Below are 23,788 nucleotides of genomic sequence, written 5' to 3'. Positions count from 1 at the left end.
GACTTGCATGACCGATGCCTACATTTATGACCACGTGCGTAGCCCGCGCGGCAAAGGCCGAAGCAATGGCGCCTTACATGCCACGACGCCCTTAGAACTGACGTCGCAAATTCTCGCCAGCGTACGCGATCGCAATGCACTGGATACGCAGTATTTGGACGATGTGGTGATGGGGTGCGTCACGCCGGTGGGTGAGCAAGGAGCCAACGTGGCGCGTGTGGCTGCACTTTACGCGGACTATGCCCAAAACGTGCCCGGTAAGCAGCTCAATCGGTTTTGCGCGTCCGGTCTTGAAGCGGTCAACACCATCGCCTCTCAGATTATGGCCGGTCAGTCTGATCTTGGCATTGGCGGCGGCGTGGAATGCATGTCGCGCGTGCCGATGGGGTCCGATTCGGGTGCGATGGCGGCCGACCCTAAGGTGGCGTATGACACGTACTTCGCACCACAAGGGATCGGTGCAGATTTGATCGCAACACTTGAGGGCTTCAGTCGGGAAGACGTCGATGCCTATGCAGTGGAAAGTCAGCGGCGTGCCGCGCACGCTTGGAGCCAGGGTTGGTTTGATCAGTCGATTATGCCCGTGACGGACCAGTTGGGACGCGTGGTGCTCGATCGGGATGAACATATGCGACCGGGCACCAGCCTAGAGGATTTATCTGGGCTGAAAGCGGCATTTGAAATTCCGGGTGAACAGGCAGGTTTCGACGCGGTTGCGATCCAGCGCTATCCACAGGTCGAACGTATCAATCATGTACACACGGGCGGCAACAGCAGCGGTATTGTGGATGGTGCTGCGGCCGTCCTGGTTGGCAATAAGGAAGTAGGAGATCGACTCGGACTGAAACCACGTGCGCGCATTCGTGGATTCGCTTCCGTGGGCAGTGAGCCGACGATTATGCTCACTGGACCCACTCCGAGTGCCGAGAAAGTGCTCAAACGAACAGGCATGAGCAAAGGCGATATCGACCTATTTGAGCTCAATGAGGCGTTCGCGTCGGTGGTCATGAAATTTATGAGTGACATGAATATTCCTCACGACCAAATCAATGTGAATGGTGGCGCAATTGCGATGGGGCATCCGTTGGGCGCCACGGGCGCGATGATTCTAGGTACCGTGCTCGACGAACTTGAGCGTCGCGATCTCAATACCGCACTCATCAATCTTTGTGTGGGGGCGGGAATGGGCACCGCTACCATTATCGAACGCGTATAGCAGGAGTCTCGTTATGACGACCATTGACTATTCGGTCACCGACGGCATCGCGTTGCTGACCATTGATGTAAAAGACCGCAGTATGAATGTGCTCACACCCGCCTTCATGCAGGATCTGTCTGCGGCGGTGGAGCGTATCGAAGGAGATGATGCGGTAACCGGCGTGATCATCACGTCCGGTAAATCATCGTTCATTGCCGGCGCGGATCTGATGGAATTAGTGGGCTCTTTCGACAGCGGTCTGTCGGTCGAGGATATGTTCCAAAACGCGATGCGTTATCAAACGCTGTATCGCCGTATCGAAACCTGCGGCAAACCTTTTGTGGCGGCGATTAATGGTACGGCCCTTGGCGGCGGGCTTGAACTGTGCCTGGCCTGTCACTATCGAGTGGCGGCGGACGATCCGCGCCTGCGCCTGGGCTTGCCTGAGGTGCAAGTCGGCTTGCTGCCCGGTGCAGGCGGCACGCAACGGTTACCTCGCTTGATCGGTATTGAAGCGGCGCTTCAGCTCATTGTGAAAGGCAAACATGTCTCGGCCGCACAGGCAAAAGAGGCGGGGTTTGTGGACGAAGTGGTGGCGCCCGACTTACTCATTACGTCGGCGATTGCCGCTTTAAGTGAGAATCGTGTCGATCCGGTGGCGCCATGGGATAAAAAAGGCTTCAAAGTGCCGGGTGGGGCGGGGTTAATGCACCCCAAAGCCATGCAGACGCTCATGATTGGGACAGCGTTGACGGCCAAAGAAACGCAGCGTAACTATCCGGCGCCCATCGCGATCTTAAGTTGTGTGTATGAGGGTTCTGTGGTGCCCATTGATGCAGGCCTTCATATTGAGTCGAAGTACTTTACTTCGCTGCTGCGTGACCCGGTGGCGCGCAACATGACCCGTACGCTGTTTATTAATAAAGGGGCGGCGGATAAACTGGTGAGGCGCCCAAATCAAGTTGAAAAGACGCGTGTAACGCGCCTAGGCGTGTTGGGTGCTGGCATGATGGGGGCCGGTATCGCCTATGTTTCTGCTCGTGCCGGGATGGAGGTTGTGCTGCTAGACGCGTCGCTTGAAAAAGCCGAGGACGGTAAGCAGTATTCAGCCGCGTTGTGCGACAAAGCCGTTGCTCGCGGCAAGGTGCAACGCTCGAAAGCCGATGCACTACTCGCGCGAATTTCGCCCACCATAGACTACGCCGCATTAGAAGGCTGCGAACTTGTGATTGAAGCGGTGTTTGAGGATCGCGACATCAAGGCGCACGTTACCCAGCAGGCCGAGGCGCAGCTTGCGGATACCGCGGTGTTTGCGTCCAATACGTCAACGTTACCGATCTCTGGATTGGCGACAGCATCATCGCGACCGAGCCAATTCATTGGCATTCACTTTTTTTCACCGGTCGACAAGATGCCGTTGGTTGAAGTTATCCTTGGCGAACAGACTGACGATTACGCAACGGCGGTGGCGCTCGACTACATTCAACAGATTCGAAAAACACCGATCGTCGTAAATGACTCTCGTGGTTTTTACACAAGTCGGGTATTTGGCACCTTCACACGCGAAGGCATGATCTTGCTTTCGGAGGGGGTGAATGCGGCGCTCATCGAAAACGTCTGTCGCCAGGCGGGCATGCCGGTCGGGCCGCTGGAGGTGATGGACGAGGTGTCACTTGAGCTTGGCTATCATATCGGCAAACAAACGCGTGAAGATCTCGGCGACGCGTATACGCCAACCGCGTCGGATGAAGTAGTCAGACGGTTTGTGGAGGAGTTTGACCGTCGCGGCAAGCGATTTGGCCATGGCTTTTACGACTATCCCCAAGGCGCGAAAAAGAAGCTTTGGCCAGGGCTTTCGACGCATTTCCCGTTAGCCGCTGAACAGCCTTCGTGTGAGGCAATCAAACAGCGCGTGTTTCATATTCAGGCGTTGGAAACGGTGCGTTGTCTGGAGGAGGGTGTGCTCTCTCATCCGGCCGACGGGGACATCGGTTCGATTTTAGGTTGGGGTTTTCCTCCGTATACCGGCGGCACATTGTCTTACATTGATACCCTGGGTACCGCGCAGTTTGTGAAAGAGTGCGACGCTCTGGCCGCACAACATGGATCGCGTTTCGCGGTGCCAGACGGTCTGCGTGCCCTCGCCGCGACCGATGGTCGTTACTATCCAGTTCGAGAGCCGACGTCGCTCGACGCGTCACCCAACTCCCAGACGGCAGCCTAGTTATGAGCCAATTTAGCATCAGCCAATCCAACCCGGCTGACTATGAAACCGTGATCTATGAAGTGGACGGGCCTGTCGCGATTGTTTCGCTCAACCGGCCCAATGCCATGAATTCGTTTAATACGTTAATGCGCTCTGAATTGGCCGGTGCTTTGATGCGGGCCAAGGACGATGACGCGATTCGCGTCGTGATTCTCACTGGCGTCGGTCGGGCGTTCAGTGCAGGCGCTGACCTAAAGGCCGGCATGCCCGAGGGCTCGCAAACCGTGAAGGATCAGCTTCGGGATGAGTATTTGCCGAGTATTCGCCTGATCAACGATATGGACAAACCCGTCATGGCCGCACTGAATGGTCCGACGGCCGGCATTGCGCTGGGCTATGCGCTCAATTGCGATCTGGCGGTGATGTCCGAGGACGCGTATCTACTGTCGCCATTTGCCGCGATTTCACTTGTTGCCGACGGCGGCATTAACTGGCAACTGGCTCGACGGCTCGGCTATAAAAAAGCGTATGAGGTCTGCGTTGAAGGGCAGCGCATGCCGGCGGCGCTGGCGTTAGAGTGGGGGCTAGTCAACAAAGTCGTGCCTGCCGATGCGCTGATGAGCACGGCCACAGAGTGGGCGCATACGTTGTCCAAGCAGGCGCCGCTTACGCTTGCTGCGACTAAACGCGTCATGCGCTTTGCCATGCAAAACACATGGCAAGCCTCATTTGATTTGGAGGCTGAAGAACAGGTCGACCTACTGATGTCGCCCGACAATGTCGAGGGCGTCGCGGCGTTTCTGGAGAAGCGTTCGCCGGTGTTTAAAGGATAGTTAAGAGGAATTGCAAGAGGAGTGTTCGCATGAAGCGAGTAATATTTGAAGAAGAGCATGAGATTTTTCGCGAGTCGGCGCGGCGTTTTTTCGAGGCGGAGGTCAAGCCCAATCGGGACAAGTATCGCGAGGCAGGCGTCGTTGATCGAGAGCTCTATCTCAAGGCGGGTGAGCAAGGATTTCTGATCATGCAGGCCGACGAGAAATACGGTGGCGTCGGCATTGATGACATGCGCTTTGAGCAAATACTCGCCGAAGAGGGCGTTCGGCACGGTGATTCTGGCTTTTTTTACGGACTGCATAACCGACTGGTGGCACCGTATATTTTGGGACTCGGCACGGAAGAACAGAAGCAGCGCCTGTTGCCGGGGTGCTGCCGAGGCGAAATTATCCTCGCGATTGCCATGACCGAGCCAGGGACAGGCAGCGACGTCGCCGCGATTAAAACTCATGCGGAGGACCAAGGTGATCACTTTGTACTGAATGGGCAAAAAACCTATATCTCCAACGGCATTCTCAGCGACGTTGTCATCGTTGCTGCGCGCACCGGCGCCCCCGGCTCGAGATCACTGGGATTGTTTTTGGTTGAGCGGGGTATGGAGGGGTTTTCGCGCGGCCGCAATCTAAAGAAAATGGGTCTCAAGTCTCAAGATACGGCTGAGCTCTTTTTCGACAACGTGCGTATACCCAAAGAAAATGTGCTGGGCGACCCGACTAAGGGCTTTTATTACCTTATGCAATTTTTGGTCGACGAGCGACTGATGGGCGCGATTGGTTATCTATCGGCAGCACAAGCGGCTTTTGATCTGACGATGGACTACATTACCGAGCGCAAACTGTTTGGGCAGACCGTTGCCGATTTTCAGGTAAATCGATTTAAGATGGCCGATATGCGAACCGAAATTGATGTCGCCCAAATTGCGCTCGATCACTGCGTGATGCAATTTAACGCTGGGCAGCTGACTGCCGATGAAGTGGCCCGCATCAAGCTCTATGGCAGCGAGCTAGAAGGGCGTGTGGTAGACGAATGCGTGCAGCTTCATGGCGGTGCAGGCTATATGGATGAATATCACATTTCGCGTATGTATACCGACGCGCGTATCTCCCGAATTTATGCCGGTTCGTCGGAGGTGATGCGTGAGATCATTGCCCGCTCGTTGGGCCTGGATCCACGTAAGAAACAGGCCGTTGAGGCCAAGCAGGCTAAGGCAGCAACCGGCTAGTTTGCAACACCTGCCAACCGAGAGGATGCGTGCGACATGCGTGCAGATTGAGATTGCGCTCCGCTGAGGGTGAGCGATGCGCCCAGATCAAGCACCTGGCGTGAGCGACCTTCCTCACGCCAACACGCGGCCGATCAATCGATAGGGCGCACCGCTCGGTGGCATTAGCGGCTGGCGGTCGCGCGCGCCGGGTAGTTAACCTCCGCTAGGGCGCGGGCCAACGTCGCATCAAAACAGGTTTGATTAATGCGCAACTGCTTTATTGAGCCGGCGCGCTTTAACTCCGTTTGACTGCCGCACACTCGCCGGGCTGCTACGCTTAGGCGTTTATACAGCGCATCGAGTCCCGCCGATGTGTCCAGATTCAGATCGGTATACCGCACCGATTCGCTGGCGGACAGCGGCGCGGCATTGGCCAGTTGTGGCGAAAGGGCGACGATCACCAACGCCATAACGGCGTATTTGAATGAGTGGAATGATCGAGTTGCGTTCATGTTCAGTCTCCTTAATGCATCAGCTCCCTGGGTTCCCATTCGACGCGGTCTGATTGCCCGCTTTGTCGTGTTCTGTACTCTATGGATGATGGCGTTACCCATTTCGTCGCAGCGGTTCGTCGCACGATGAAGCGCGATATTCCGATAACGGTCAGGTTGCGGAGTGGAAACACGTCGATGGGGAGCCGAGTGTTGGCAAGATGTCGCTGTGCACAGTCGCGCGAATAGCATGGTAAACTTTCGTTGTTTGATCGTTGGTTGAATCGATCTTTTTGGCACGGGGACGAATGTGGAGCAGAATCCTTACGAAGCGCCTAACGCCTCCCTGGATCCAAATCAGGGTGGAACCCGGTCACTCGGCTGGAAAGTCTATTTCGTATTCATCACGGCGCTTTCGGTTTGGGGCTACCTCTACCAGCTCGCTGATCCGCATTCGGGCTTAGCGGAGTATTTTTCGATCGTGTTATGGCTTACGGTCACCGTCGGTCTGTTTGGTCATGCATTCGTTAAGCCGATTATGACGCCGCCGTTTTGGCTTATTGCGCTGGTGGCCAATATTGCCTTTAGCATCGCGTATTACTGGATTTCGAATCTTGATTTACGCGCGGGCATGACCGACACCGAATACTACGTCACGAATGTCATCGCGTGGTGCATTTCGTTGCCGGCATACTTTGCGCTGTACTTTTACAGTCGACCGGATGACATCGCCTGGCGTAGTGTTCGTTAGTGGTCGTGTCCTCGGGCTCGACATCCTTCGGTCGATCGGTTTTGCGTTGATGACGCGCGCCACTACGATTGTTGCTGTGACAGACCACAGTCCAATACGTGCTTTTGTGACGGGCGATGGTTGCATTCATGTACAAAGGAGATCTCATGCTTCGTCTTTCCGTTTTGCTCGTCTGCCTGTGGATGATGGCTGTGCCGCCTGTTTCGGCCGGTGATCGCGTCAGTGGCGATCCGCTCGCCACGCGTTCCGAGGTGATTGCGGTACACGGCATGGCGGCCACCAGCCATCCGCTTGCCACGCAAGTGGCGCTCGATATTTTAAAGGCGGGTGGCAATGCCGTTGATGCGGCCATTGCGGCCAATGCGGCGTTGGGTCTCATGGAGCCAACCGGCAATGGCATCGGTGGCGATCTGTTCGCAATAGTTTGGGATCAGTCTACACAGACGATTCATGGGCTAAACGCGAGCGGGCGCAGTCCCGCTACCCTCACACTCGATTATTTGATTGAGCAAGGACTCGACAAAATTCCGTCCCACGGCCCGTTGCCGGTGAGCGTGCCGGGTGCGGTGGACGGCTGGTTTGAACTCCACGAGAAGTTTGGCAAGCTGCCCATGGATGACATTCTTGAACCGTCAATTCGCTATGCGGAGCATGGATTCCCGGTCACTGAGCTTATTGCCTACTACTGGAATCGAAGCGTACCGATCTTGTCGAAGTTCCCGGGGTTTAGTGAGGTGTTTATGCCAAATGGGGTGGCGCCAAAGAAGGGTCAGGTGTTTAAGAATCCTGATTTGGCGAACACGTATCGAATCCTGGCGAAGGAAGGAAGGGATGGCTTCTACAAAGGCCACGTTGCTCAGACGATGGCTGATTACATGCAGGCTAACGGCGGATTTTTGACGGTAGATGATTTGGCGAATCATACGTCGGAATGGGTGGAGCCGCTGTCTACCAACTATCGCGGCTATGAGGTGTATGAGTTGCCGCCAAATGGCCAAGGTCTTGCTGCGCTTCAGATGCTCAATATTTTAGAGGGCTTTGATTTGGCTGATATGGGCTTTGGCAGCGCGGACTATTTACATGTGCTCACAGAAGCGAAAAAACTCGCCTTTGAAGATCGAGCGAAATTTTACTCCGATCCTGCGTTTAATACGTTGCCGATCGATGCACTGTTATCCAAAGAGTATGCGGCATCTCAACGCGCGCGTATCAGCATGAAACGCGCGTCAAAACAGTTACCCGCCTATGATGGCGCGCTGGAGGAAGGGGATACGATCTACCTCACCACGGCGGATCAAGACGGCAATATGGTGTCGCTAATTCAAAGCAATTATCGCGGCATGGGCTCGGGCATGACCCCGCCGGGACTCGGGTTTGTTCTGCAGGACCGCGGCGAGTTGTTCAGTCTTGATCCCGATCATTTCAATGTTTATGAACCGGCCAAACGACCGTTTCATACGATCATACCGGCGTTTGTTACCAAAGACGGTAAACCGTTTATGAGCTTTGGCTTGATGGGTGGCGCCATGCAGCCGCAAGGGCACGTGCAAATATTGGTCAATATGATCGATTTTGGGATGAACACCCAAGTTGCCGGTGATGCGCCGCGGTTGCGCCACGAAGGATCATCGCAACCGACCGGCGAGGTCATGACCGATGGAGGGCGTATCAACCTCGAAACAGGCTATGACGCGAAAGTGGTCAAGGCATTGCGCCGCCGCGGTCACACGGTAAAGGTGGGTGGCAGTGGTTATGGCGGTTATCAGGCGATTCGGTATGACGCCGAACACGGGGTGTATGTGGGTGCGTCCGAATCGCGTAAAGACGGACAGGCGGCGGGTTACTAGGGTTCCAGGCAAAAAAAAGCCCAAGGTTGCCCTTGGGCCAAAATAAAGAAGAGATTGGGACCAGACCTGATTCTTTCGCCTGGGGGGCAAACGCGCGCAAACTACGCCGTCAGATTCAAGCCCGGCCCCAAAGTTGATCGTCGTCTACTGCTCTTCGTCGCTCATCTCATCCACTGTCTTGATGGCTTTGTCCATCGCGTCACTGCCGGCTTCTTTGGCTTTGTCCATGGCGTTGCTACCGGCGTCCATGGCGGAGCTGCCCATGTCTTTGGCCGCGTCCACGGCATCGCTGCCGGCTTCCATCGCAGCATTCCCCATGTCTTTTGCGGCGTCCATGGCGTTGCTACCGGCTTCCATGGCAGAGCTGCCCATGTCCTTGGCGGCGTCCACGGCATCGCTGCCGGCTTCCATCGCGGAGTTCCCCAAGTCTTTTGCGGCATCCATCGCGTCGCCACCGGCTTCTTTTGCTGTGTCCATGGCGTTACTGCCGGCTTCCATAGCGGCATCGCCCGCGTCCTTAGCCGCATCCATCGCGGCATTACCGGCGTCTTTCACTTTGTCCATCATGCTGCCGGCCGAATCGGCGGCTGAATCGATCGTCTCTTTTGTGTCGTCCTTACTGCAGGCGCTCACGCTTAACAACGCCATCATGACGACCGCGGTGATTGTTGCTACTCTCATGTCGAATTCCCCATATGAAGTTTTGTGCAATGCGCGCATTGTAATGGATCGGGATTGGGTGAGCCGACCACATTTGGTAAACATTTGTAGCGTGCGCGCCCGGACAGATGTCGACGAAACGTTAAGAATGCTCGCTTAATCAATGGTATAGAGCTCTCATTGAGGTAATCAGGGTGCAAAACGAATGAGCATAATTCAGCTTGTCACGACGGTGACCGTGCTGCTGGCGCTGGCGCTGTTGGCCATGCCGCTGTCCAAATGGTTGCGACTGCCTCTCGGGGGGGTGCTCGTGGTGTTGGGGTTTGCGGCATCGGAGCTTGTGGTCGCACTGGGGTATGACACCGGGTTGAGCTGGCGTAGCTTTCGCGACCTCGTTCTCTATGTGCTGTTGCCACTGCTGGTGTTCTTCGCGGCGCTGCGTGTCGACACGACGAGTTTGAAGCGCTATCTGGGCCCGACGCTCGCGCTTGCACTGCCGTTGCTGCTCGTCGCGACCGCACTGTGTACGGCACTCATTTATTACCTGGTTGCGCATCCGACCGGTTTTCCTTGGATTGCGGCGGGCATCGCCGCCGCATTGTTTGTCGCCACCGATTCACTGGTGATTTCGGAGATTTTTGAGCGACGCAATGTGCCGCCGCCTGTGAACACACTGCTCGAGGGTGAAGGCGCCTTTGGTGACGCGATTGCGGTGGCGCTCTATGTGTCGTTGACCGGGTTTGCCTTGGCGATGGAGGGCGATGCCACCGCGTTGCTCGGCACGACCGCGCTGCTTTTTCTCTGGGCGATAGCGGCCGGCGCCGTGGTGGGGGTCGGCGTGGCGTGGATATTACTACGTCTGGGTTGGCGACAGCTTAACGAGTTGACACAAGGATTGGTCACATTAGTCGCGGTGTACGGTATTTACCTCACGACGGAATTATTGCTCGAAGCCTCGGGCGTGGTGGCGCTGATGGCGGCCGGATTGCTGTTAGGCCGTGAGTATCGTGGGCGCGATGCGGATCAATCTGCGCGCTTTACCTATGTCTTTTGGAAGTTCTTGGGACGCGCTTCCTATATGTTGCTGTTTATTTTGGTCGGCGTGACCATTACCGTGGATATGTTCACCGAGCGCTGGCTGGTGATGATTATTGCGGTTGGGGCACTGTTGCTTGCCCGGTTGCCGGTGGTGGTGTTGTCGCTACCGCTTCAAAATCGCCTGCTGGGTGCTGAGCGCCTAAATGGCGTGCAAGGCGTGTTGCTTTATTTTGGTGGTGTACGCGGCGCCGTAACCCTTGCACTGGCGCTGTCGCTCCCCACCGATTTGCCGTATTGGTGGACCATTCAGTCCATGGCCTACGGGGTAGTGTTATTCTCCTTATTCGTCCAGGCGCCCTTGGTCGAGTGGATCGTGAATCGGTACAGGAATCAACTATGAATATTACTGCGCAACACAAATATCCTTGCTCCAGTGAGGAGCTCTACACGCTGTTTACGCAAGATGGATTTCATGCGGATAAATTCGCTGCATGCGGCGCGAAGAATATCGACGTGGTTGAAATTGAGCGTGGCGATGACACGTTTTCGATTACGCTCGATCGGGATGTGCCGGCGGACGTGCCGGGCGTGCTAAAGAGCCTGCTGGGCGAATGGAACACCGTGACACAAACTGAGGAATGGCAGGACGTCGGTGACGACGAGTACATTTGTGATTTTGCACTCAGCACCGAAGGCGTGCCGGCTGAAATCACTGGCACGATGAACGTGATGCCCGATGGCGAGGGTTGCGTGAATCATGTGGAGATGGACATCACCTCAAGCGTGCCGTTATTGGGCAAGAAGCTCGCGCAGTTCATTGCGAAAGACGCGGAAAAAACACTCGCCAAGGAATACGACTATATTCTCGATGCCGTGTCCGAGTCCTAGACTTCGTGCCGTCAGGTTCGGGCGCGTTGCTGAGTAGTCGATTTGCTTGATTTTTGCCGGTCCGGAAGCAATGGCTTAAGAAATTGTCCCGTGTAGGATTGCTTTACCTTAACGACTTCTTCGGGTGTGCCAAAGGCCACGATTTCGCCGCCGCCGTCGCCTCCTTCCGGTCCGAGGTCCACGATCCAGTCGGCCGTTTTGATGACATCAAGATTGTGTTCGATCACCACCACGGTATTGCCTCGGTCGCGAAGGCGTTGCAGCACCACCAGAAGCTGAGCGATGTCATGAAAGTGCAAGCCGGTTGTCGGTTCGTCGAGAATGTAAAGCGTGTTGCCTGTCGCGCGTTTGCTGAGCTCTTTGGATAGTTTAACGCGCTGCGCCTCACCGCCCGATAGGGTGGTGGCGTTCTGGCCGAGTTCCAAGTAACTCAGGCCCACATCCATTAGCGTTTTCAGTTTGCGGGCGATCACGGGCACGTTTTGAAAAAAGTCGGCTGCGTCTTCCACCGTCATCTTTAGCACTTCATGAATATTCTTGCCCTTGTATCGAATTTCGAGGGTCTCTCGGTTGTAGCGTTTGCCATGACAGATGTCGCACGGCACGTACACATCGGGCAAAAAGTGCATCTCCACGCGCAGCACACCGTCCCCTTGGCAGGCCTCGCAGCGGCCGCCTTTCACATTGAAGCTGAATCGACCCAGCTGATAACCGCGCGAGCGCGCTTCCTGAGTGCCCGCAAACAGTTCGCGTATGGGTGTGAAAAGCCCGGTATAGGTTGCTGGGTTCGATCGTGGCGTGCGGCCGATGGGGCTTTGGCTGATGTCGATAATGCGATCGACCTGATCAAGGCCGTCGACGCCCTCGCACGGCCTGGGTGTGACGCTCGAATTATTAATCGCCCGCGCGGCGTGGCGGTACAGTGTATCGTTGATGAGGGTCGATTTGCCGGAACCGGAGACGCCGGTCACACAGGTCATGAGTCCGACCGGAATCGTGGCGCTGACGTTTTTGAGATTGTTGCCCGTCGCGCCGCGAAGGGTAATCGTACGATCCTGATCAAACGGGGTGCGTGATGTCGGCACTGAAATTCGGCGCTTACCGCTCAAATACTGGCCTGTCAGGCTCGCTGAGTTGGCGACAACTTGCTTGGGTGTTCCTTGCGCGACAATGCGACCCCCATGGACGCCCGCACCCGGTCCCACGTCAAGCACATAATCGGCTGTGGTGATGGCTTCTTCGTCATGCTCAACCACGACCACTGTGTTGCCCAAATCACGCAGGCGAATAAGCGTATTGAGCAAGCGCTGATTGTCGCGCTGATGCAAACCGATCGACGGCTCATCAAGGATGTACATCACGCCCACGAGTCCCGAGCCAATCTGACTCGCCAGCCGAATTCGCTGCGCTTCGCCGCCCGAAAGGGTTTCCGCACTTCGATTAAGTGTCAGATATTCGAGGCCAACATTGTTGAGAAACGAGAGTCGATCATTAATCTCTTTGACAATTTTGATCGCGATTTCCCCGCGCCAGCCAGGCAGTGACAGTGCATCAAAAAAGGCATGGGCTGCGGCCACCGACATATCACTTAGGTCTGTAATAGTCCGATCTTGAACGAACACATTACGTGCCGACCGGTTGAGTCGTGTGCCGTCGCACTCAGGACACGCCTGATGGCTCATAAACTTAGCCAGTTCCTCGCGCACTTTGCTCGACTCGGTTTCTCGAAAGCGCCGTTCCATATTCGGCAAAATGCCCTCAAAGTCGTGCTCGCGCTTAATGCGATTGCCGCGACTATCGCGATACTCGAACTCGATGATCTCACCGTCATTGCCATAAAGAACGAGCTCTTGAATGTCGTCGTCAAGTTCCTCGAACGGCGTTTCAATGTCGAAGTCATAATGTTCGGCTAAGCCGTTAATGAGGTGAAAGTAGTACGCGTTGCGCCGATCCCACCCGCGGATGGCGCCACCGGCCATACTCAAATGACGGTGGGTGACGACGCGCTCGGGATCAAAAAACTGAATCACCCCCAGTCCATCACACTCGGCGCACGCGCCGATGGGGCTATTAAATGAGAACAAGCGAGGCTCGAGCTCGGTGAGGCTGTAGCCGCAGATGTTGCAGGCAAATTTATCGGAAAACACCAATTCGCCACCGTCGACGCCGTCGAGTTTGCCGTCCATCGAGGCCACTTTGGCGACGCCGTCAGCGAGCTGCAGGGCGGTTTCAAACGACTCGGCCAAGCGTTGCTGAAGATCGTCGCGCACTTTAAAGCGGTCGACCACCGCCTCAATGGTGTGCTTGCGGCGAAGGTCGAGCTTGGGCGGATCATCGAGTTCATACACCTCGCCATCAATGCGCGCCCGCACAAAGCCTTGTGCGAGTAGTTGCGACAGGAGCTGTTCGTGACGACCTTTGCGATTTTGGACAACGGGTGCCAGCAGGAGCAGTCGCGACCCTTTTGGCAACGTGAGCACCTGATCGACCATTTGGCTTACGGTCTGCGCTTCAAGATCAATGTGGTGATCTGGGCAGCGCGGGATACCGGCCCGGGCGTAGAGTAGGCGTAAGTAGTCGTAAATTTCGGTCACTGTGCCGACCGTGGAGCGCGGATTGTGCGAGGTGGATTTTTGTTCGATTGAGATAGCGGGCGACAGGCCCTCGATCGTGTCGACGTCCGGTTTTTCCATCATTGATAAAAACTGTCGAGCGTAGGCGGACAGCGATTCAACGTAGCGCCGCTGACCTTCGGCGTACACCGTGTCGAAGGCGAGCGACGATTTGCCCGAGCCGGACAAACCGGTGATCACGATCAGCTGATCGCGCGGTAAATCGACATCGATGTTTTTGAGGTTGTGGGTGCGCGCGCCGCGGATTTGGATGTGTTTCATTACGCCGTACTATTTAAAAGTAGACCTGCTAATATACTCGTTCTATCTAACCCGGCGCAAAGTCACGAACACGTGAATTCCACTTCTTCCCAATCGACTCACGAGTCTGCGCCCGCCGCCGAAGGTAGCGGTCTGACGCAAGTGGAACGCGGCATCATGATGACGGTGCTCAGCATTTTCAGTCTGCGTATGTTGGGTTTGTTCATGGTGCTGCCGGTGCTGGCGCTTTACGCGGCGTCGTTGCCGGGTGGCACGCCGTTTGCGGTCGGATTGGCTGTGGGCGCGCATGGCATCAGCCAGGCGTTGCTGCAGATCCCTTATGGCTGGGCGTCCGATCGTTACGGTCGCCGTTTGGTTGTGGTGGGCGGGCTGATCGTATTCGCGGCCGGCTCGTTCATCGCGGCGATCAGCGACACCATTACCGGCGTCATACTGGGCCGTGTGTTGCAAGGTGCCGGGGCGATTTCGGCTGTGCTCACGGCGGTGGTGGGCGATCATATATCGGAACAACGACGCACCCGTGCCATGGCATTTGTGGGCATTGGAATTGGTTTGTCGTTCGTGTTGTCATTACTGCTCGGGCCGATTTTGAGCAGTCGCGTCGGTGTTAAAGGCCTGTTTATGGCCTCGTTTGGGATGGCCGTAGTGGGACTGCTGCTGGCGCTATGGCGGATTCCGGGCGGTCGCATTGATACCTGTAAATCGCCGGTAACACTCGGCAACGTGCTGCGCGACCGTGCGCTGTGGCCCTTAAATATTGCTATTTTTCTACTGCATTTCATTTTGTCCGCGCTCTTTGTGTCGCTGCCATTTGTCTTGCGCGACCAGTTTGGATTGGACGAAGACGTGCAGTGGAAAACACTCGGTGCAATCATTTTGCTGTCGATCCCCGCGACCATTCTTTTGGTGTTGCGCTCTGAGCGTTCCAAGGATCTCGCGGTGGCGGCCCGCAGTGCTACCTTTTCGATTGTGCTCATTGCGTTAAGCATGATCGCGTTAACGATGGGCTCGATGTCTGCACACGTTGGATTGCTTGCGGTAGTGATCGCCGGGGCGGTTTTTTTCTCGGGCTTCAATTTCTTGGAGGCCAATCTGCCGGCCCGGGTTTCGATGGCGGCGACCGAGGAGCGGCGAGGTACCGCACTTGGCGTCTATGCGAGCAGTCAATACCTCGGCGTCTTCGCGGGTGGTGCGTTGGCGGGCGTGAGTGTCGGCGCGATTGGCCCGCACGGCGGTTTTGCGGTCAGTGCTGTCGCGAGCGTTCTGTGGCTTTTCGTGCAGTTATCTACGCTACCTAAGAAATCCTCGAGTTTGCCCCATTAAGGCGCGTGATCTTTCGTGTCAGACGGCCTACAATCAGCCGCCTGATCGGCCCTGTGGGTTGACGCGTTCATTGGATTAAGTCACTACCGAGCGCGGGCGTCGCAACACCTTTCGGTGTGTCGATGCCGTTCTGCGACGGCCATCAGCCAGCCATTACACATTACGATTAACTCAACCTTTTGGAGCACTGAACATGGCGCGAGGTATAAACAAAGTTATTTTGGTCGGCAACTTAGGGGCCGACCCCGAAACCCGATTCATGCCCAGCGGCGGCTCGGTTACCAATATTCGATTGGCAACCTCCGAAAGCTGGAAAGACAAAAAGTCGGGCGAACAGCGTGAGAAAACGGAATGGCATCGCGTGGTGTTTTTCAATCGGTTGGCCGAGGTAGCCGCCGAGTATCTGCGGAAGGGTTCGCAAGTGTATGTCGAGGGCCAGATCCGCACACAAAAGTGGCAGGATCAGAGCGGCAACGATCGCTACACCACGGAAATTGTCGCGCGTGAAATGCAGATGTTAGGGGGTCGCGGTGGCGGCGGCGGTGGCGCCTCAGCGGGGGGTAGCACTATGAACCAAGCGCCACCCGCCATGGCTGAAGCGCCTGCGGATACAGGCGGCTTTGACGATGATATTCCGTTTTGACGAGTGCACGTTGAATCGGTGGTCTATCTAACTCAACGCGCGTTCGCGTCGATTGCTGGACTCATCGGTTAGACACGCGGCGAACGCGCCTGTTCGCGCACCAAAAAGCCTCCCTGGTCGGAGGCTTTTTTGGTAATGGGTCTGCGTGTGTCCCAAAGAAGAGCACGTACAGAGCAGTCGGTACGATCGCACGTCCACTCGTTGCTCACTAACCTTATGAAAAGACTGGAATTATTTGCCAGCCGATTCGGGCATGATCGGGGGTGCTAGACTAAGAAAAAAACGAGGCAGAAAATCGGTTCCGTCGGCCGGCATCCAGTGTCGACACCGAACGCAACGCCATGATCAAACGGATGGTCAAATACAGGGAAGAACAATGAATCAAGAACGAAGTGGACGGGCGCGATGGGCGTGGTTGGGCGCGGTGCTTTTGCTCATGCCTGTTCCGGCCTACGCGATCGGTGGCGTCTGCGGTGACGGCCTGCAGACGGTAGGGGAGCAATGTGACGACGGCAATGGCGTGTCGGGTGATGGCTGCAGCAGCGGCTGTCTGGTCGAGCAACCCGATTGGGTTTGCCGTGACCCCCGTTTCACGTTTGACGAGGTGGCGTTCAGTGCCGCGTCCGATGCGGTTGTGGAAGGGAGTTTCGAGGATCGTCGAGGGCGGCCGAGTGACGCGTGGCCGCTGACCATCAACAATCCCTTTTTGCCGGCGAATCTCATTTGCTCGGAGGCGACGTGTACAGAGGGTGAATCATTTGCCGCATCGGTTGGGGCATTTGCGGCCGTTCTTCGGTCCGATTTAGGCGAGTTCTTTCCGCAGATTGGTCAGTCGATCACCCTTCCTGATCAGGCGGCTATCCTGACGTTTGATTTGTGGGTAAAGAACTGTGCATCGCCTAATCACGGGTTGTACGCGGCGATCGACGGTGAGACGGTGTTTTCAATGGCGTGCGCAAATTCAACATCCGGATTTATGACTCAGACCGTCGACATTTCTGCGTTGGCGAATAATCAAACGCGCGACCTGGTGTTCTATGCCGACGTTTTGTCGGGCGGCTTGGGCGTGACCGAGTTTGTCATCGATAGTGTGCAAATTCCGCTCGATGTGCCGTCCCAGCCGGTCGCCGGCGAGTGTTGGCAGCTTGAGCAAAGCTGCGAACCGGTTGAAACGTTTGATACGGGGATTCCGGCCGACTGGACGCTGATCAGTGGCGGCGATGATCCAACGATCGGGTGGGGCGTTACGGATGACGCGCTTTGCCTAAGCCGAAACGCGGCACAGACGCTTCAAGAAGTGTTGTTTAGTGACGGAAATAATCTCACCTCGGGGACCGGTGTGGCACTTTGCATCGATAGTGATGCAACGGGTCAAAACGCGGAGGATACATTGCCTGGATCGGCACCGCTTATGGACGCCTATGCCTGTTCCAACGCCATTGACCTATCGACCGTGACGGGGCCGGCACTGACGTTTACGACGTTCTATCAAGCAGCGCAAAACAATCTGATCGATGATAACGGTACTCCCGAGGACGAGAGTGATGATTTCGATCCCGAATTTTTGAGGGTGGTGGCAGGAACCGAGCCGCCGACCAGCGAATCATTGCCGGCGTATGAGTTGCTGCATGAGGTGCAGGATCACGATGACAGTGTGTTGGCGCGGACCGGTGCTCAGGAAGTGTCTGTCGATTTGAGCGGTATCCTCGAAGCGGAATCCCAAGCGTACGTCTGTTTTCATTATCGCGGACGTTTTGCGGGTGTGGCGCAAGTCGACAACGTCGCGTTTCGCGGTCAAAGCTGCGATACGCCGCCTCTCGATAGCGATGGTGACGGCATCTTCGACAGTGTCGATAACTGCACACTGGTTCCCAACCCAGACCAAATCGATACGAATACAGACGGAATCGGCAACCGCTGTGATCCGGATATCGATAACAATTGCATCGTCGCATTTTTGGACATCTCGTCTTTTCCGCCTTCATTCAACTCGGCGGCCGGCGACCCGAACTATGATGAGGACAAGGATCTCGACTCCAACGGAACGATCAATTTTCTTGACTACATTCCGATGATTGAGCGTTTCGGCCAGCCGCCAGGCCCCTCTGCGAATCCCTGCATTCCCGGATTAGGGTTTTCGGCGACGCCATCCCGCTAACCGGTAAGACGCGGCGGAGCAGGGCGAAGCCGCGGCGCATGGTCGGGACAAATTGCCCGTTGGTATGGGTATCTCGGCTCGCCTGTCGAGCGGCAAAACGCGCGCGTCAAGATTGTGATGTTATCGACCGGAATGGATCGCGCAAGCGTTCCAGGGCGAATGGTGTCGCCGCGTCAAAACCACGAATATCTGCGCGAGAAATTGCCCTAAAACACCGGAAAATCACGCAAAAACAGTGTAAACTCGCCGGCCGCTTGGGTGAATTGGCCTAAAAATCCGGTGATGGGCGAGGCGTAAGCGGGGTTCGATGGGTGTGTGATTGACGCAACCAACTGATATTTATAGTTATTATTCTTCATACCGCGACTGGACTCAGAGTGAGAACAGTGTGCTGGAAATGGCCAGACTTCCGGAGTAAGTTGGGGCCTATTACGGGTAACCAAAGCGACCATGAGCGGTAAGCTCTTCATTAAGACATTCGGCTGCCAGATGAACGAGTACGATTCGGAGAAAATGGCCGACGTTCTCGAAGCCTCGCACGGCCTAGCGATCACCAACACGCCCGAAGAAGCGGACGTGCTGCTGCTCAACACCTGCTCGATCCGCGAAAAGGCACAAGAAAAGGTGTTCAGTCAGCTCGGACGCTGGAAGCAGTGGAAGCAATCGCGCCCGGAGCTTGTCATCGGTGTTGGCGGATGCGTAGCAAGCCAGGAGGGTGACGCGCTGATCAAGCGCGCGCCGTACGTTGATCTCGTGTTTGGCCCCCAAACCGTTCACCGTTTGCCCGAGATGCTCAATTCGGTGCGCAGCCAAGGCCAATCGGCCGTCGACATCAGCTTCCCGGAGATCGAGAAATTTGACCGTTTGCCGGAGCCCAAAGCGAGCGGCGCGACGGCTTTTGTGTCGATTATGGAAGGCTGCAGCAAATACTGCAGTTTCTGTGTCGTGCCCTACACGCGAGGCGATGAGTTCAGTCGCCCTTTTGACGACGTGATCGCGGAAATCGTGAGCCTAGCTGAGCAAGGTGTGAAAGAAATAAACCTGCTGGGGCAAAACGTTAATTCGTACCAAGGTCCTACGCACGACGGCAATGTCATTGACTTGGGCACACTCATTCACTACGTCGCGGCCATTGATGGCATCGAACGCATCCGTTTTACCACCTCGCATCCAGTCGAATTTTCCGACAGTTTGATCGAGGCGTACGCCAATGTCCCCGAGCTTGCCAATTACTTGCATCTGCCAGTGCAAAGTGGTTCCGATCGCGTGTTGTCAGCGATGAAGCGTGGCCACATGGCGATTGAATACAAGCAAAAAATTCGCAAACTCCGCGAGGTGCGACCCGATATCAGTATTTCGTCGGACTTTATCGTCGGCTTTCCGGGTGAAACCGAACGAGATTTTAATGACACCATGAAGCTTATTGCCGATATCGGTTTTGATCAGAGCTTCAGCTTTATCTACAGCGCGCGACCCGGAACCCCGGCGGCGGCACTACCCGATGAAGTGAGTGCCGAAGAGAAGCACCGCCGGCTCAAGCTACTGCAAACGCGAATTAATCAGCACGCCCAAACCATTTCCCGGCAGATGGTGGGCTCCGTGCAGCGTGTTCTGGTCGAACGCGTGTCGAAGAAAAACGCGAACGAAGTGGCTGGGCGGACCGAAAACATGCGTTGGGTTAATTTCGAAGGGGATGAATCCCTTATCGGTGAGTTTGCCGATGTGGAAGTCACCGAAGCCATGCCCAACTCTTTGCGCGGTCGTCTTGTTGCCGTACCGCTTTCCCGCACCGCTTAAAAGGAGCGATATCCCACCTTGAGCGCACACGCCGCACAGGAATTTTTCCTCGAACCTGCCGACAATGAGCGACTCGCCAATCTCTGTGGCCAGCTCGACGAGCACCTTCGTCAAATCGAACGCAATCTCGGCATCGAAATCAATAATCGTGGTAACCAGTTTCGTGTTTCCGGTAGTGATGCCGCGACACGTGCCGGTAGCGAGGTGATCCAGCACCTGTTCGATCTGACTCGGGACGAAGTGCTCGATCCTCAGCGCGTGCATTTGTCGCTGCAAGAACTCAACATGGGCGAGGTGGACACCGATGCGCATCAGCACGAGGTGCTGATTAAAACCCGTCGCGGTATGGTGCGCGGTCGTGGTCCCAATCAGCAACGTTATCTGCGCAACATTCAAAAAAGTGATTTGTGCTTTGGTATTGGACCGGCGGGTACGGGCAAAACATTTTTGGCGGTGGCATGCGCTGTGCAGGCGCTTGACCTTGAACAGGTGCGGCGACTGGTTCTCGTTCGACCGGCCGTTGAGGCGGGTGAGCGCCTCGGGTTTTTGCCGGGTGACATGTCGCAAAAAGTGGATCCTTATTTGCGTCCTATTTATGACGCGCTATACGACATGATGGGCTATGACCGCGTGGCGCGACTCATGGAGCGCAATGTCATTGAAGTCGCGCCGCTGGCGTTTATGCGCGGCCGTACGCTTAACGACAGCTTTGTGATTCTCGATGAAGCCCAAAATACCACGGTTGAACAAATGAAGATGTTTTTGACGCGCATCGGTTTTGGCTCCAAAGCGGTGGTTACCGGTGATATCACACAAATCGATTTGCCCAAGCATCAGACATCAGGGCTTAAGCACGCGCAATTGATTTTGCAGCAGACCAAAGGCGTGAGCTTTGTTCAATTTACCGCGCGCGATGTGGTGCGTCACCCACTCGTGCAGCGCATAGTGCGCGCGTACGAGCAGGCGGAGCGCGATAGCGATGACTGACGTGGTTATACAAAACGTCTGTGACGAGAACGTGCCGGAGGCTTCGGCGTTTGTTGGCTGGGCAATCGCGGCGTTAGCTGGGCGTTCAGATGAAATGGAAATGACCATTCGATTGGTCTCACCAGAGGAAATGCAGTCGTTAAACCGAACCTATCGGGGTAAAGATGCGCTCACGAATGTGCTGTCGTTTCCGGCTGACGAGGTGGTACGCGCCATGCATGGTTTGCTGGGCGATGTCGTGATTTGCCCGGACGTGGTGGAGTCCGAAGCGCGCGCACAAAATAAACGACGCGACGATCATTATGCGCACCTGACCGTGCATGGCGTCTTGCATTTGCTTGGCTATGACCATATTGACGACCGGGAGGCAGATGAGATGGAGAACCTCGAAACGCAATTACTGGCGACGCTCGGCATCGATAACCCGTATTCCGCAACCTATTAAACAGATAGAGACCTACCATGACAGAAGATCAACCTCCTAACAGTAAACCTCCCAGTACCGAGGGTTCCGGGATCAGTTTTTGGCGCAAGCTCACGCAGCCGTTTGCGACCAGACCCCGGGATCGTGAAGATTTGATGGAACTGCTGCAAATTGCGCGCGACACCGGTCTATTTGATCGGGAGTCCGCCACCATGATTAAAGGCGTACTGGAAGTATCAGAAAAACACGTACGCGACGTCATGATTCCAAGGCCCCACATGGTGGTGCTCGAGCGCGATCAGTCGCCGGACGAACTTCTGAAAGTCATTATCGACAGCGGTCACTCGCGGTTCCCAGTGTTGGGTGATAACCGCGATGAAATTGTGGGTATTTTGCTCGCCAAAGATTTACTTCGAGTTTATCAAAACGGTGGCGCGGAACATTTTGACTTAAAAGAGGCTTTGCGGCCGGCGGTGTTCGTGCCGGAAAGTAAGCGCCTCGATAAACTGTTACAAGAGTTTCGTGATAGCCATAATCATATGGCCATTGTGGTTGATGAGTACGGTGGCGTGGCCGGGCTCGCGACGATTGAAGATGTTATCGAACAGATTGTCGGCGAAATTGATGACGAACACGATATCGAAGAAGAAGTGTCCATTCAAAAAGAAGCGCGTTCACTTTATACCGTCAGAGCCATTACGCGTGTCGATGAGTTTAATGAATATTTTGGCTCCGACATCGATGATGAAGACTTCGACACGATCGGTGGGCTGATCATGCATCAATTGGGCCGATTACCTCGTCGTGGCGAAACGCTTGATATCGATAATCTGCGCTTTAAAGTTGTGAGGGCCGATCGTCGTCGCATCGAGACCGTGCAGGTGCGACCGCTTGATGGTAAGGAACGCCCGGTTGCGGCGGCCTGAGTCCGCGATGTCGCGCGGCCAACGCAACCTGTGAGACTGCCCGCAGCGCTGTCGCGTCGCGCGAGCGCAATACTGGCCGCGTTCGCGGGCCTCAGTTACCCCTTGGCGTTTGCGCCCTATGGCCACTGGTGGCTTATGCCATTTACGGTGGCGGCCTTGCTCTACGCCTTTTGTGAGCGCACGCCAAAAGAGGCCGCGTGGAACGGGTTCGCATTCGGTGTTGCCGCGTATCTAACCGGCATTTATTGGATCACGATTAGCGTACACACCTTTGGTGGGGCGCCGTTTTGGCTCGCCGCGTTCTTGATGCTGTCGCTGGTGATGTTCCTTGCGGGCTACGTTGCTGTATTCGGCTATTTAGTCGCGCGAGTCGCACCGGTCGGATGGCGCTATACCGCGTGGTTTGTGCCCGGTGTGTGGATGTTGCTTGAGTGGGTTCGCGGCTGGTTTTTATCTGGTTTTGGGTGGCTCTCGCCCGGCTATGCGCATGTCGATAGCGTGTTGTTGGGTTGGCTGCCGGTTGGCGGCACGCTGCTGGTGGGCTGGATCGTTGGGTTAACGGGTGCCGCGTTGTTACACGCGTTGCACACCCCTTCGCGCACTGGGCTGATCGCTGTTGCCGGTGCGGTTTCGTTGTGGGCGAGCGGTGTTTTGCTCGCCCAAATCAAATGGACCGAAGAAGACGGCACGGCGTTAACGGCCAGTCTGGTGCAAGGTGCGGTCCCCCAAGATCAAAAATGGCTGCCCGAACAGCTTCAGCCGACGATCAATCTGTACATCGATTTGTCGCTCACTCATCTCGACAGCGATTTGATTATTTGGCCCGAGGCGGCGATCCCGCGTTACAAACACCACCTGGAGCCGTTGTGGCAAGAAATTGAGCGCGTGGCGCGCGATTCCAACACGGAGTTTTTGGTGGGTACCGTGGAGTATGACCTGGATAATGACGTGCGCTATAACTCACTGTCGGCGTTTGGGTCCGATCGAGCGGTGTATCGAAAACGGCATTTGGTGCCCTTTGGCGAGTATTTCCCAGTGCCCGATTTCGTTAAAAACCAGATGCGCCTGATGAACTTGCCCTACCAAAATTTCAGTCCGGGCGAAAACGGGCAGCCCCCACTGGCGCTGGGCGGCCAAATGATCGGCGGTTCGATCTGCTACGAGGATGTGTTCGGACAGGAGATGCTGGATACAGCGCGAGGGTCGAGTTTGCTGGTAAACGTGAGCAACGACGCCTGGTTTGGCGGATCGCTTGCCCCTCATCAGCACCTGCAAATCGCGCGCACGCGCACGGCTGAGGTGGGGCGCTATATGCTTCGGGCCACCAACAATGGGATTTCCGCGGTGATCAACCCTAATGGTCAAACCACTCAACAGTCCCCCCAATTTGAGCCCTATGTCGTCACGGCGCAAGTACCCGGAATGCGGGGTCAAACACCGTACATGCTCTACGGTGATTGGCCGATGGTGGTGTTGGCGTTTTTGGCCACCGTGACCGGCCTTCGTCGTCGGCGCTGAC

Annotated in this window: 20 protein-coding genes; 16 read left to right on the top strand and 4 right to left on the bottom strand. The window is 55.8% G+C overall.

Translation table 11 applies throughout. The annotated features are described in order from the left end of the window. Positions 1-7 precede the first annotated feature (7 nt). Genes AAF465_09235 through AAF465_09220 form a run of 4 tightly spaced genes read left to right on the top strand, consistent with a single transcriptional unit; the run spans position 8 to position 5,460 of the window. Positions 8-1,216: an acetyl-CoA C-acetyltransferase gene (locus AAF465_09235; protein MEM7082906.1), complete on the top strand. Its 1,209-nt coding sequence runs from the start codon at positions 8-10 to the stop codon at positions 1,214-1,216. Positions 1,217-1,229: 13 nt separating this feature from the next. Next, positions 1,230-3,422 (top strand): 3-hydroxyacyl-CoA dehydrogenase NAD-binding domain-containing protein, encoded by a 2,193-nt coding sequence (locus AAF465_09230; protein MEM7082905.1) that lies wholly within the window; start codon positions 1,230-1,232, stop codon positions 3,420-3,422. Between the two features lie 2 nt (positions 3,423-3,424). Then, positions 3,425-4,237, top strand: coding sequence for an enoyl-CoA hydratase/isomerase family protein (locus AAF465_09225; protein ID MEM7082904.1), 813 nt, complete (start codon positions 3,425-3,427; stop codon positions 4,235-4,237). A gap of 29 nt (positions 4,238-4,266) precedes the next feature. After that, positions 4,267-5,460, top strand: coding sequence for an acyl-CoA dehydrogenase family protein (locus tag AAF465_09220; GenBank protein ID MEM7082903.1), 1,194 nt, complete (start codon positions 4,267-4,269; stop codon positions 5,458-5,460). A 164-nt stretch (positions 5,461-5,624) separates the two neighbouring features. Here the strand turns inward: AAF465_09220 and AAF465_09215 are convergent, their stop codons facing one another. Next, the gene (locus AAF465_09215) at positions 5,625-5,954 is read right to left on the bottom strand and encodes a UrcA family protein (protein ID MEM7082902.1); all 330 of its coding nucleotides are present in this window, start codon (positions 5,952-5,954) and stop codon (positions 5,625-5,627) included. Positions 5,955-6,243: 289 nt separating this feature from the next. Between AAF465_09215 and AAF465_09210 the strand changes: the two genes are divergently transcribed. Continuing rightward, positions 6,244-6,684 carry a hypothetical protein gene (locus AAF465_09210; protein ID MEM7082901.1) on the top strand — a complete coding sequence of 147 codons (441 nt, stop codon included), beginning with the start codon at positions 6,244-6,246 and terminating at the stop codon, positions 6,682-6,684. Between the two features lie 146 nt (positions 6,685-6,830). Further along, positions 6,831-8,531, top strand: coding sequence for a gamma-glutamyltransferase (gene ggt / locus AAF465_09205; GenBank protein MEM7082900.1), 1,701 nt, complete (start codon positions 6,831-6,833; stop codon positions 8,529-8,531). Positions 8,532-8,675: 144 nt separating this feature from the next. On the opposite strand, the gene AAF465_09200 is transcribed toward ggt, so the two are convergent. Next, on the bottom strand, positions 8,676-9,212 hold the full coding sequence (locus tag AAF465_09200; protein MEM7082899.1) for a hypothetical protein: 537 nt from the start codon (positions 9,210-9,212) through the stop codon (positions 8,676-8,678). 184 nt (positions 9,213-9,396) lie between these two features. On the opposite strand from AAF465_09200, the gene AAF465_09195 reads away from it, so the two are divergent. Further along, positions 9,397-10,629 carry a cation:proton antiporter gene (locus AAF465_09195; GenBank protein ID MEM7082898.1) on the top strand — a complete coding sequence of 411 codons (1,233 nt, stop codon included), beginning with the start codon at positions 9,397-9,399 and terminating at the stop codon, positions 10,627-10,629. Beyond that, a complete protein-coding gene (locus tag AAF465_09190) occupies positions 10,626-11,117 on the top strand; it encodes a DUF2505 domain-containing protein (protein MEM7082897.1) in 492 nt (163 codons plus the stop codon). Before AAF465_09195 ends, AAF465_09190 begins: the two co-directional genes overlap by 4 nt. A gap of 11 nt (positions 11,118-11,128) precedes the next feature. On the opposite strand, the gene uvrA is transcribed toward AAF465_09190, so the two are convergent. Continuing rightward, positions 11,129-14,011, bottom strand: coding sequence for an excinuclease ABC subunit UvrA (uvrA, locus tag AAF465_09185; protein ID MEM7082896.1), 2,883 nt, complete (start codon positions 14,009-14,011; stop codon positions 11,129-11,131). 72 nt (positions 14,012-14,083) lie between these two features. On the opposite strand from uvrA, the gene AAF465_09180 reads away from it, so the two are divergent. The 3 genes from AAF465_09180 (at position 14,084) to AAF465_09170 (ending at position 18,135) form a co-directional block, all read left to right on the top strand. After that, the gene (locus AAF465_09180) at positions 14,084-15,334 is read left to right on the top strand and encodes an MFS transporter (GenBank protein MEM7082895.1); all 1,251 of its coding nucleotides are present in this window, start codon (positions 14,084-14,086) and stop codon (positions 15,332-15,334) included. A 193-nt stretch (positions 15,335-15,527) separates the two neighbouring features. Continuing rightward, positions 15,528-15,977 carry a single-stranded DNA-binding protein gene (gene ssb, locus AAF465_09175; GenBank protein MEM7082894.1) on the top strand — a complete coding sequence of 150 codons (450 nt, stop codon included), beginning with the start codon at positions 15,528-15,530 and terminating at the stop codon, positions 15,975-15,977. A gap of 376 nt (positions 15,978-16,353) precedes the next feature. Next, positions 16,354-18,135, top strand: a complete 1,782-nt coding sequence (locus AAF465_09170) for a hypothetical protein (GenBank protein MEM7082893.1) — start codon at positions 16,354-16,356, stop codon at positions 18,133-18,135. Positions 18,136-18,341: 206 nt separating this feature from the next. On the opposite strand, the gene AAF465_09165 is transcribed toward AAF465_09170, so the two are convergent. After that, a complete protein-coding gene (locus tag AAF465_09165) occupies positions 18,342-18,494 on the bottom strand; it encodes a hypothetical protein (protein ID MEM7082892.1) in 153 nt (50 codons plus the stop codon). A 91-nt stretch (positions 18,495-18,585) separates the two neighbouring features. Here AAF465_09165 and miaB point away from each other — a divergent pair, with 91 nt between their 5' ends. Genes miaB through lnt form a run of 5 tightly spaced genes read left to right on the top strand, consistent with a single transcriptional unit; the run spans position 18,586 to position 23,787 of the window. After that, a complete protein-coding gene (miaB, locus tag AAF465_09160) occupies positions 18,586-19,932 on the top strand; it encodes a tRNA (N6-isopentenyl adenosine(37)-C2)-methylthiotransferase MiaB (protein ID MEM7082891.1) in 1,347 nt (448 codons plus the stop codon). An 18-nt stretch (positions 19,933-19,950) separates the two neighbouring features. Next, entirely contained in the window at positions 19,951-20,919 is a 969-nt protein-coding gene (locus AAF465_09155) for a PhoH family protein (GenBank protein ID MEM7082890.1), read from the top strand. Beyond that, on the top strand, positions 20,912-21,364 hold the full coding sequence (gene ybeY / locus AAF465_09150; protein ID MEM7082889.1) for an rRNA maturation RNase YbeY: 453 nt from the start codon (positions 20,912-20,914) through the stop codon (positions 21,362-21,364). The genes AAF465_09155 and ybeY overlap by 8 nt, the downstream gene beginning before the upstream one ends. Before the next feature lie 17 nt (positions 21,365-21,381). Further along, the gene (locus AAF465_09145; protein MEM7082888.1) at positions 21,382-22,269 is read left to right on the top strand and encodes a transporter associated domain-containing protein; all 888 of its coding nucleotides are present in this window, start codon (positions 21,382-21,384) and stop codon (positions 22,267-22,269) included. A 30-nt stretch (positions 22,270-22,299) separates the two neighbouring features. Continuing rightward, complete coding sequence (gene lnt / locus AAF465_09140; GenBank protein ID MEM7082887.1) at positions 22,300-23,787, top strand: apolipoprotein N-acyltransferase; 1,488 nt, start codon at positions 22,300-22,302, stop codon at positions 23,785-23,787. Position 23,788: the final 1 nt, after the last annotated feature.

This window comes from Pseudomonadota bacterium, assembly GCA_039028935.1.
GTDB lineage: Bacteria > Pseudomonadota > Gammaproteobacteria > Steroidobacterales > SZUA-146 > SZUA-146.
This window is presented reverse-complemented; position numbering and strand designations above follow the sequence as displayed.

Excerpts from the sequence above, each read along its gene's own strand:
- AAF465_09170 (MEM7082893.1), top strand. The coding sequence starts at position 16,354 with ATGAATCAAGAACGAAGTGGACGGGCGCGATGGGCGTGGTTGGGCGCG.
- miaB (MEM7082891.1), top strand. The coding sequence starts at position 18,586 with ATGAGCGGTAAGCTCTTCATTAAGACATTCGGCTGCCAGATGAACGAG.
- ybeY (MEM7082889.1), top strand. The coding sequence starts at position 20,912 with ATGACTGACGTGGTTATACAAAACGTCTGTGACGAGAACGTGCCGGAG.
- uvrA (MEM7082896.1), bottom strand. The coding sequence starts at position 14,011 with ATGAAACACATCCAAATCCGCGGCGCGCGCACCCACAACCTCAAAAAC.
- AAF465_09195 (MEM7082898.1), top strand. The coding sequence starts at position 9,397 with ATGAGCATAATTCAGCTTGTCACGACGGTGACCGTGCTGCTGGCGCTG.
- AAF465_09215 (MEM7082902.1), bottom strand. The coding sequence starts at position 5,954 with ATGAACGCAACTCGATCATTCCACTCATTCAAATACGCCGTTATGGCG.
- AAF465_09220 (MEM7082903.1), top strand. The coding sequence starts at position 4,267 with ATGAAGCGAGTAATATTTGAAGAAGAGCATGAGATTTTTCGCGAGTCG.
- AAF465_09200 (MEM7082899.1), bottom strand. The coding sequence starts at position 9,212 with ATGAGAGTAGCAACAATCACCGCGGTCGTCATGATGGCGTTGTTAAGC.
- ssb (MEM7082894.1), top strand. The coding sequence starts at position 15,528 with ATGGCGCGAGGTATAAACAAAGTTATTTTGGTCGGCAACTTAGGGGCC.
- AAF465_09165 (MEM7082892.1), bottom strand. The coding sequence starts at position 18,494 with ATGAAGAATAATAACTATAAATATCAGTTGGTTGCGTCAATCACACAC.
- AAF465_09230 (MEM7082905.1), top strand. The coding sequence starts at position 1,230 with ATGACGACCATTGACTATTCGGTCACCGACGGCATCGCGTTGCTGACC.
- AAF465_09235 (MEM7082906.1), top strand. The coding sequence starts at position 8 with ATGACCGATGCCTACATTTATGACCACGTGCGTAGCCCGCGCGGCAAA.
- AAF465_09190 (MEM7082897.1), top strand. The coding sequence starts at position 10,626 with ATGAATATTACTGCGCAACACAAATATCCTTGCTCCAGTGAGGAGCTC.
- AAF465_09225 (MEM7082904.1), top strand. The coding sequence starts at position 3,425 with ATGAGCCAATTTAGCATCAGCCAATCCAACCCGGCTGACTATGAAACC.
- ggt (MEM7082900.1), top strand. The coding sequence starts at position 6,831 with ATGCTTCGTCTTTCCGTTTTGCTCGTCTGCCTGTGGATGATGGCTGTG.
- AAF465_09145 (MEM7082888.1), top strand. The coding sequence starts at position 21,382 with ATGACAGAAGATCAACCTCCTAACAGTAAACCTCCCAGTACCGAGGGT.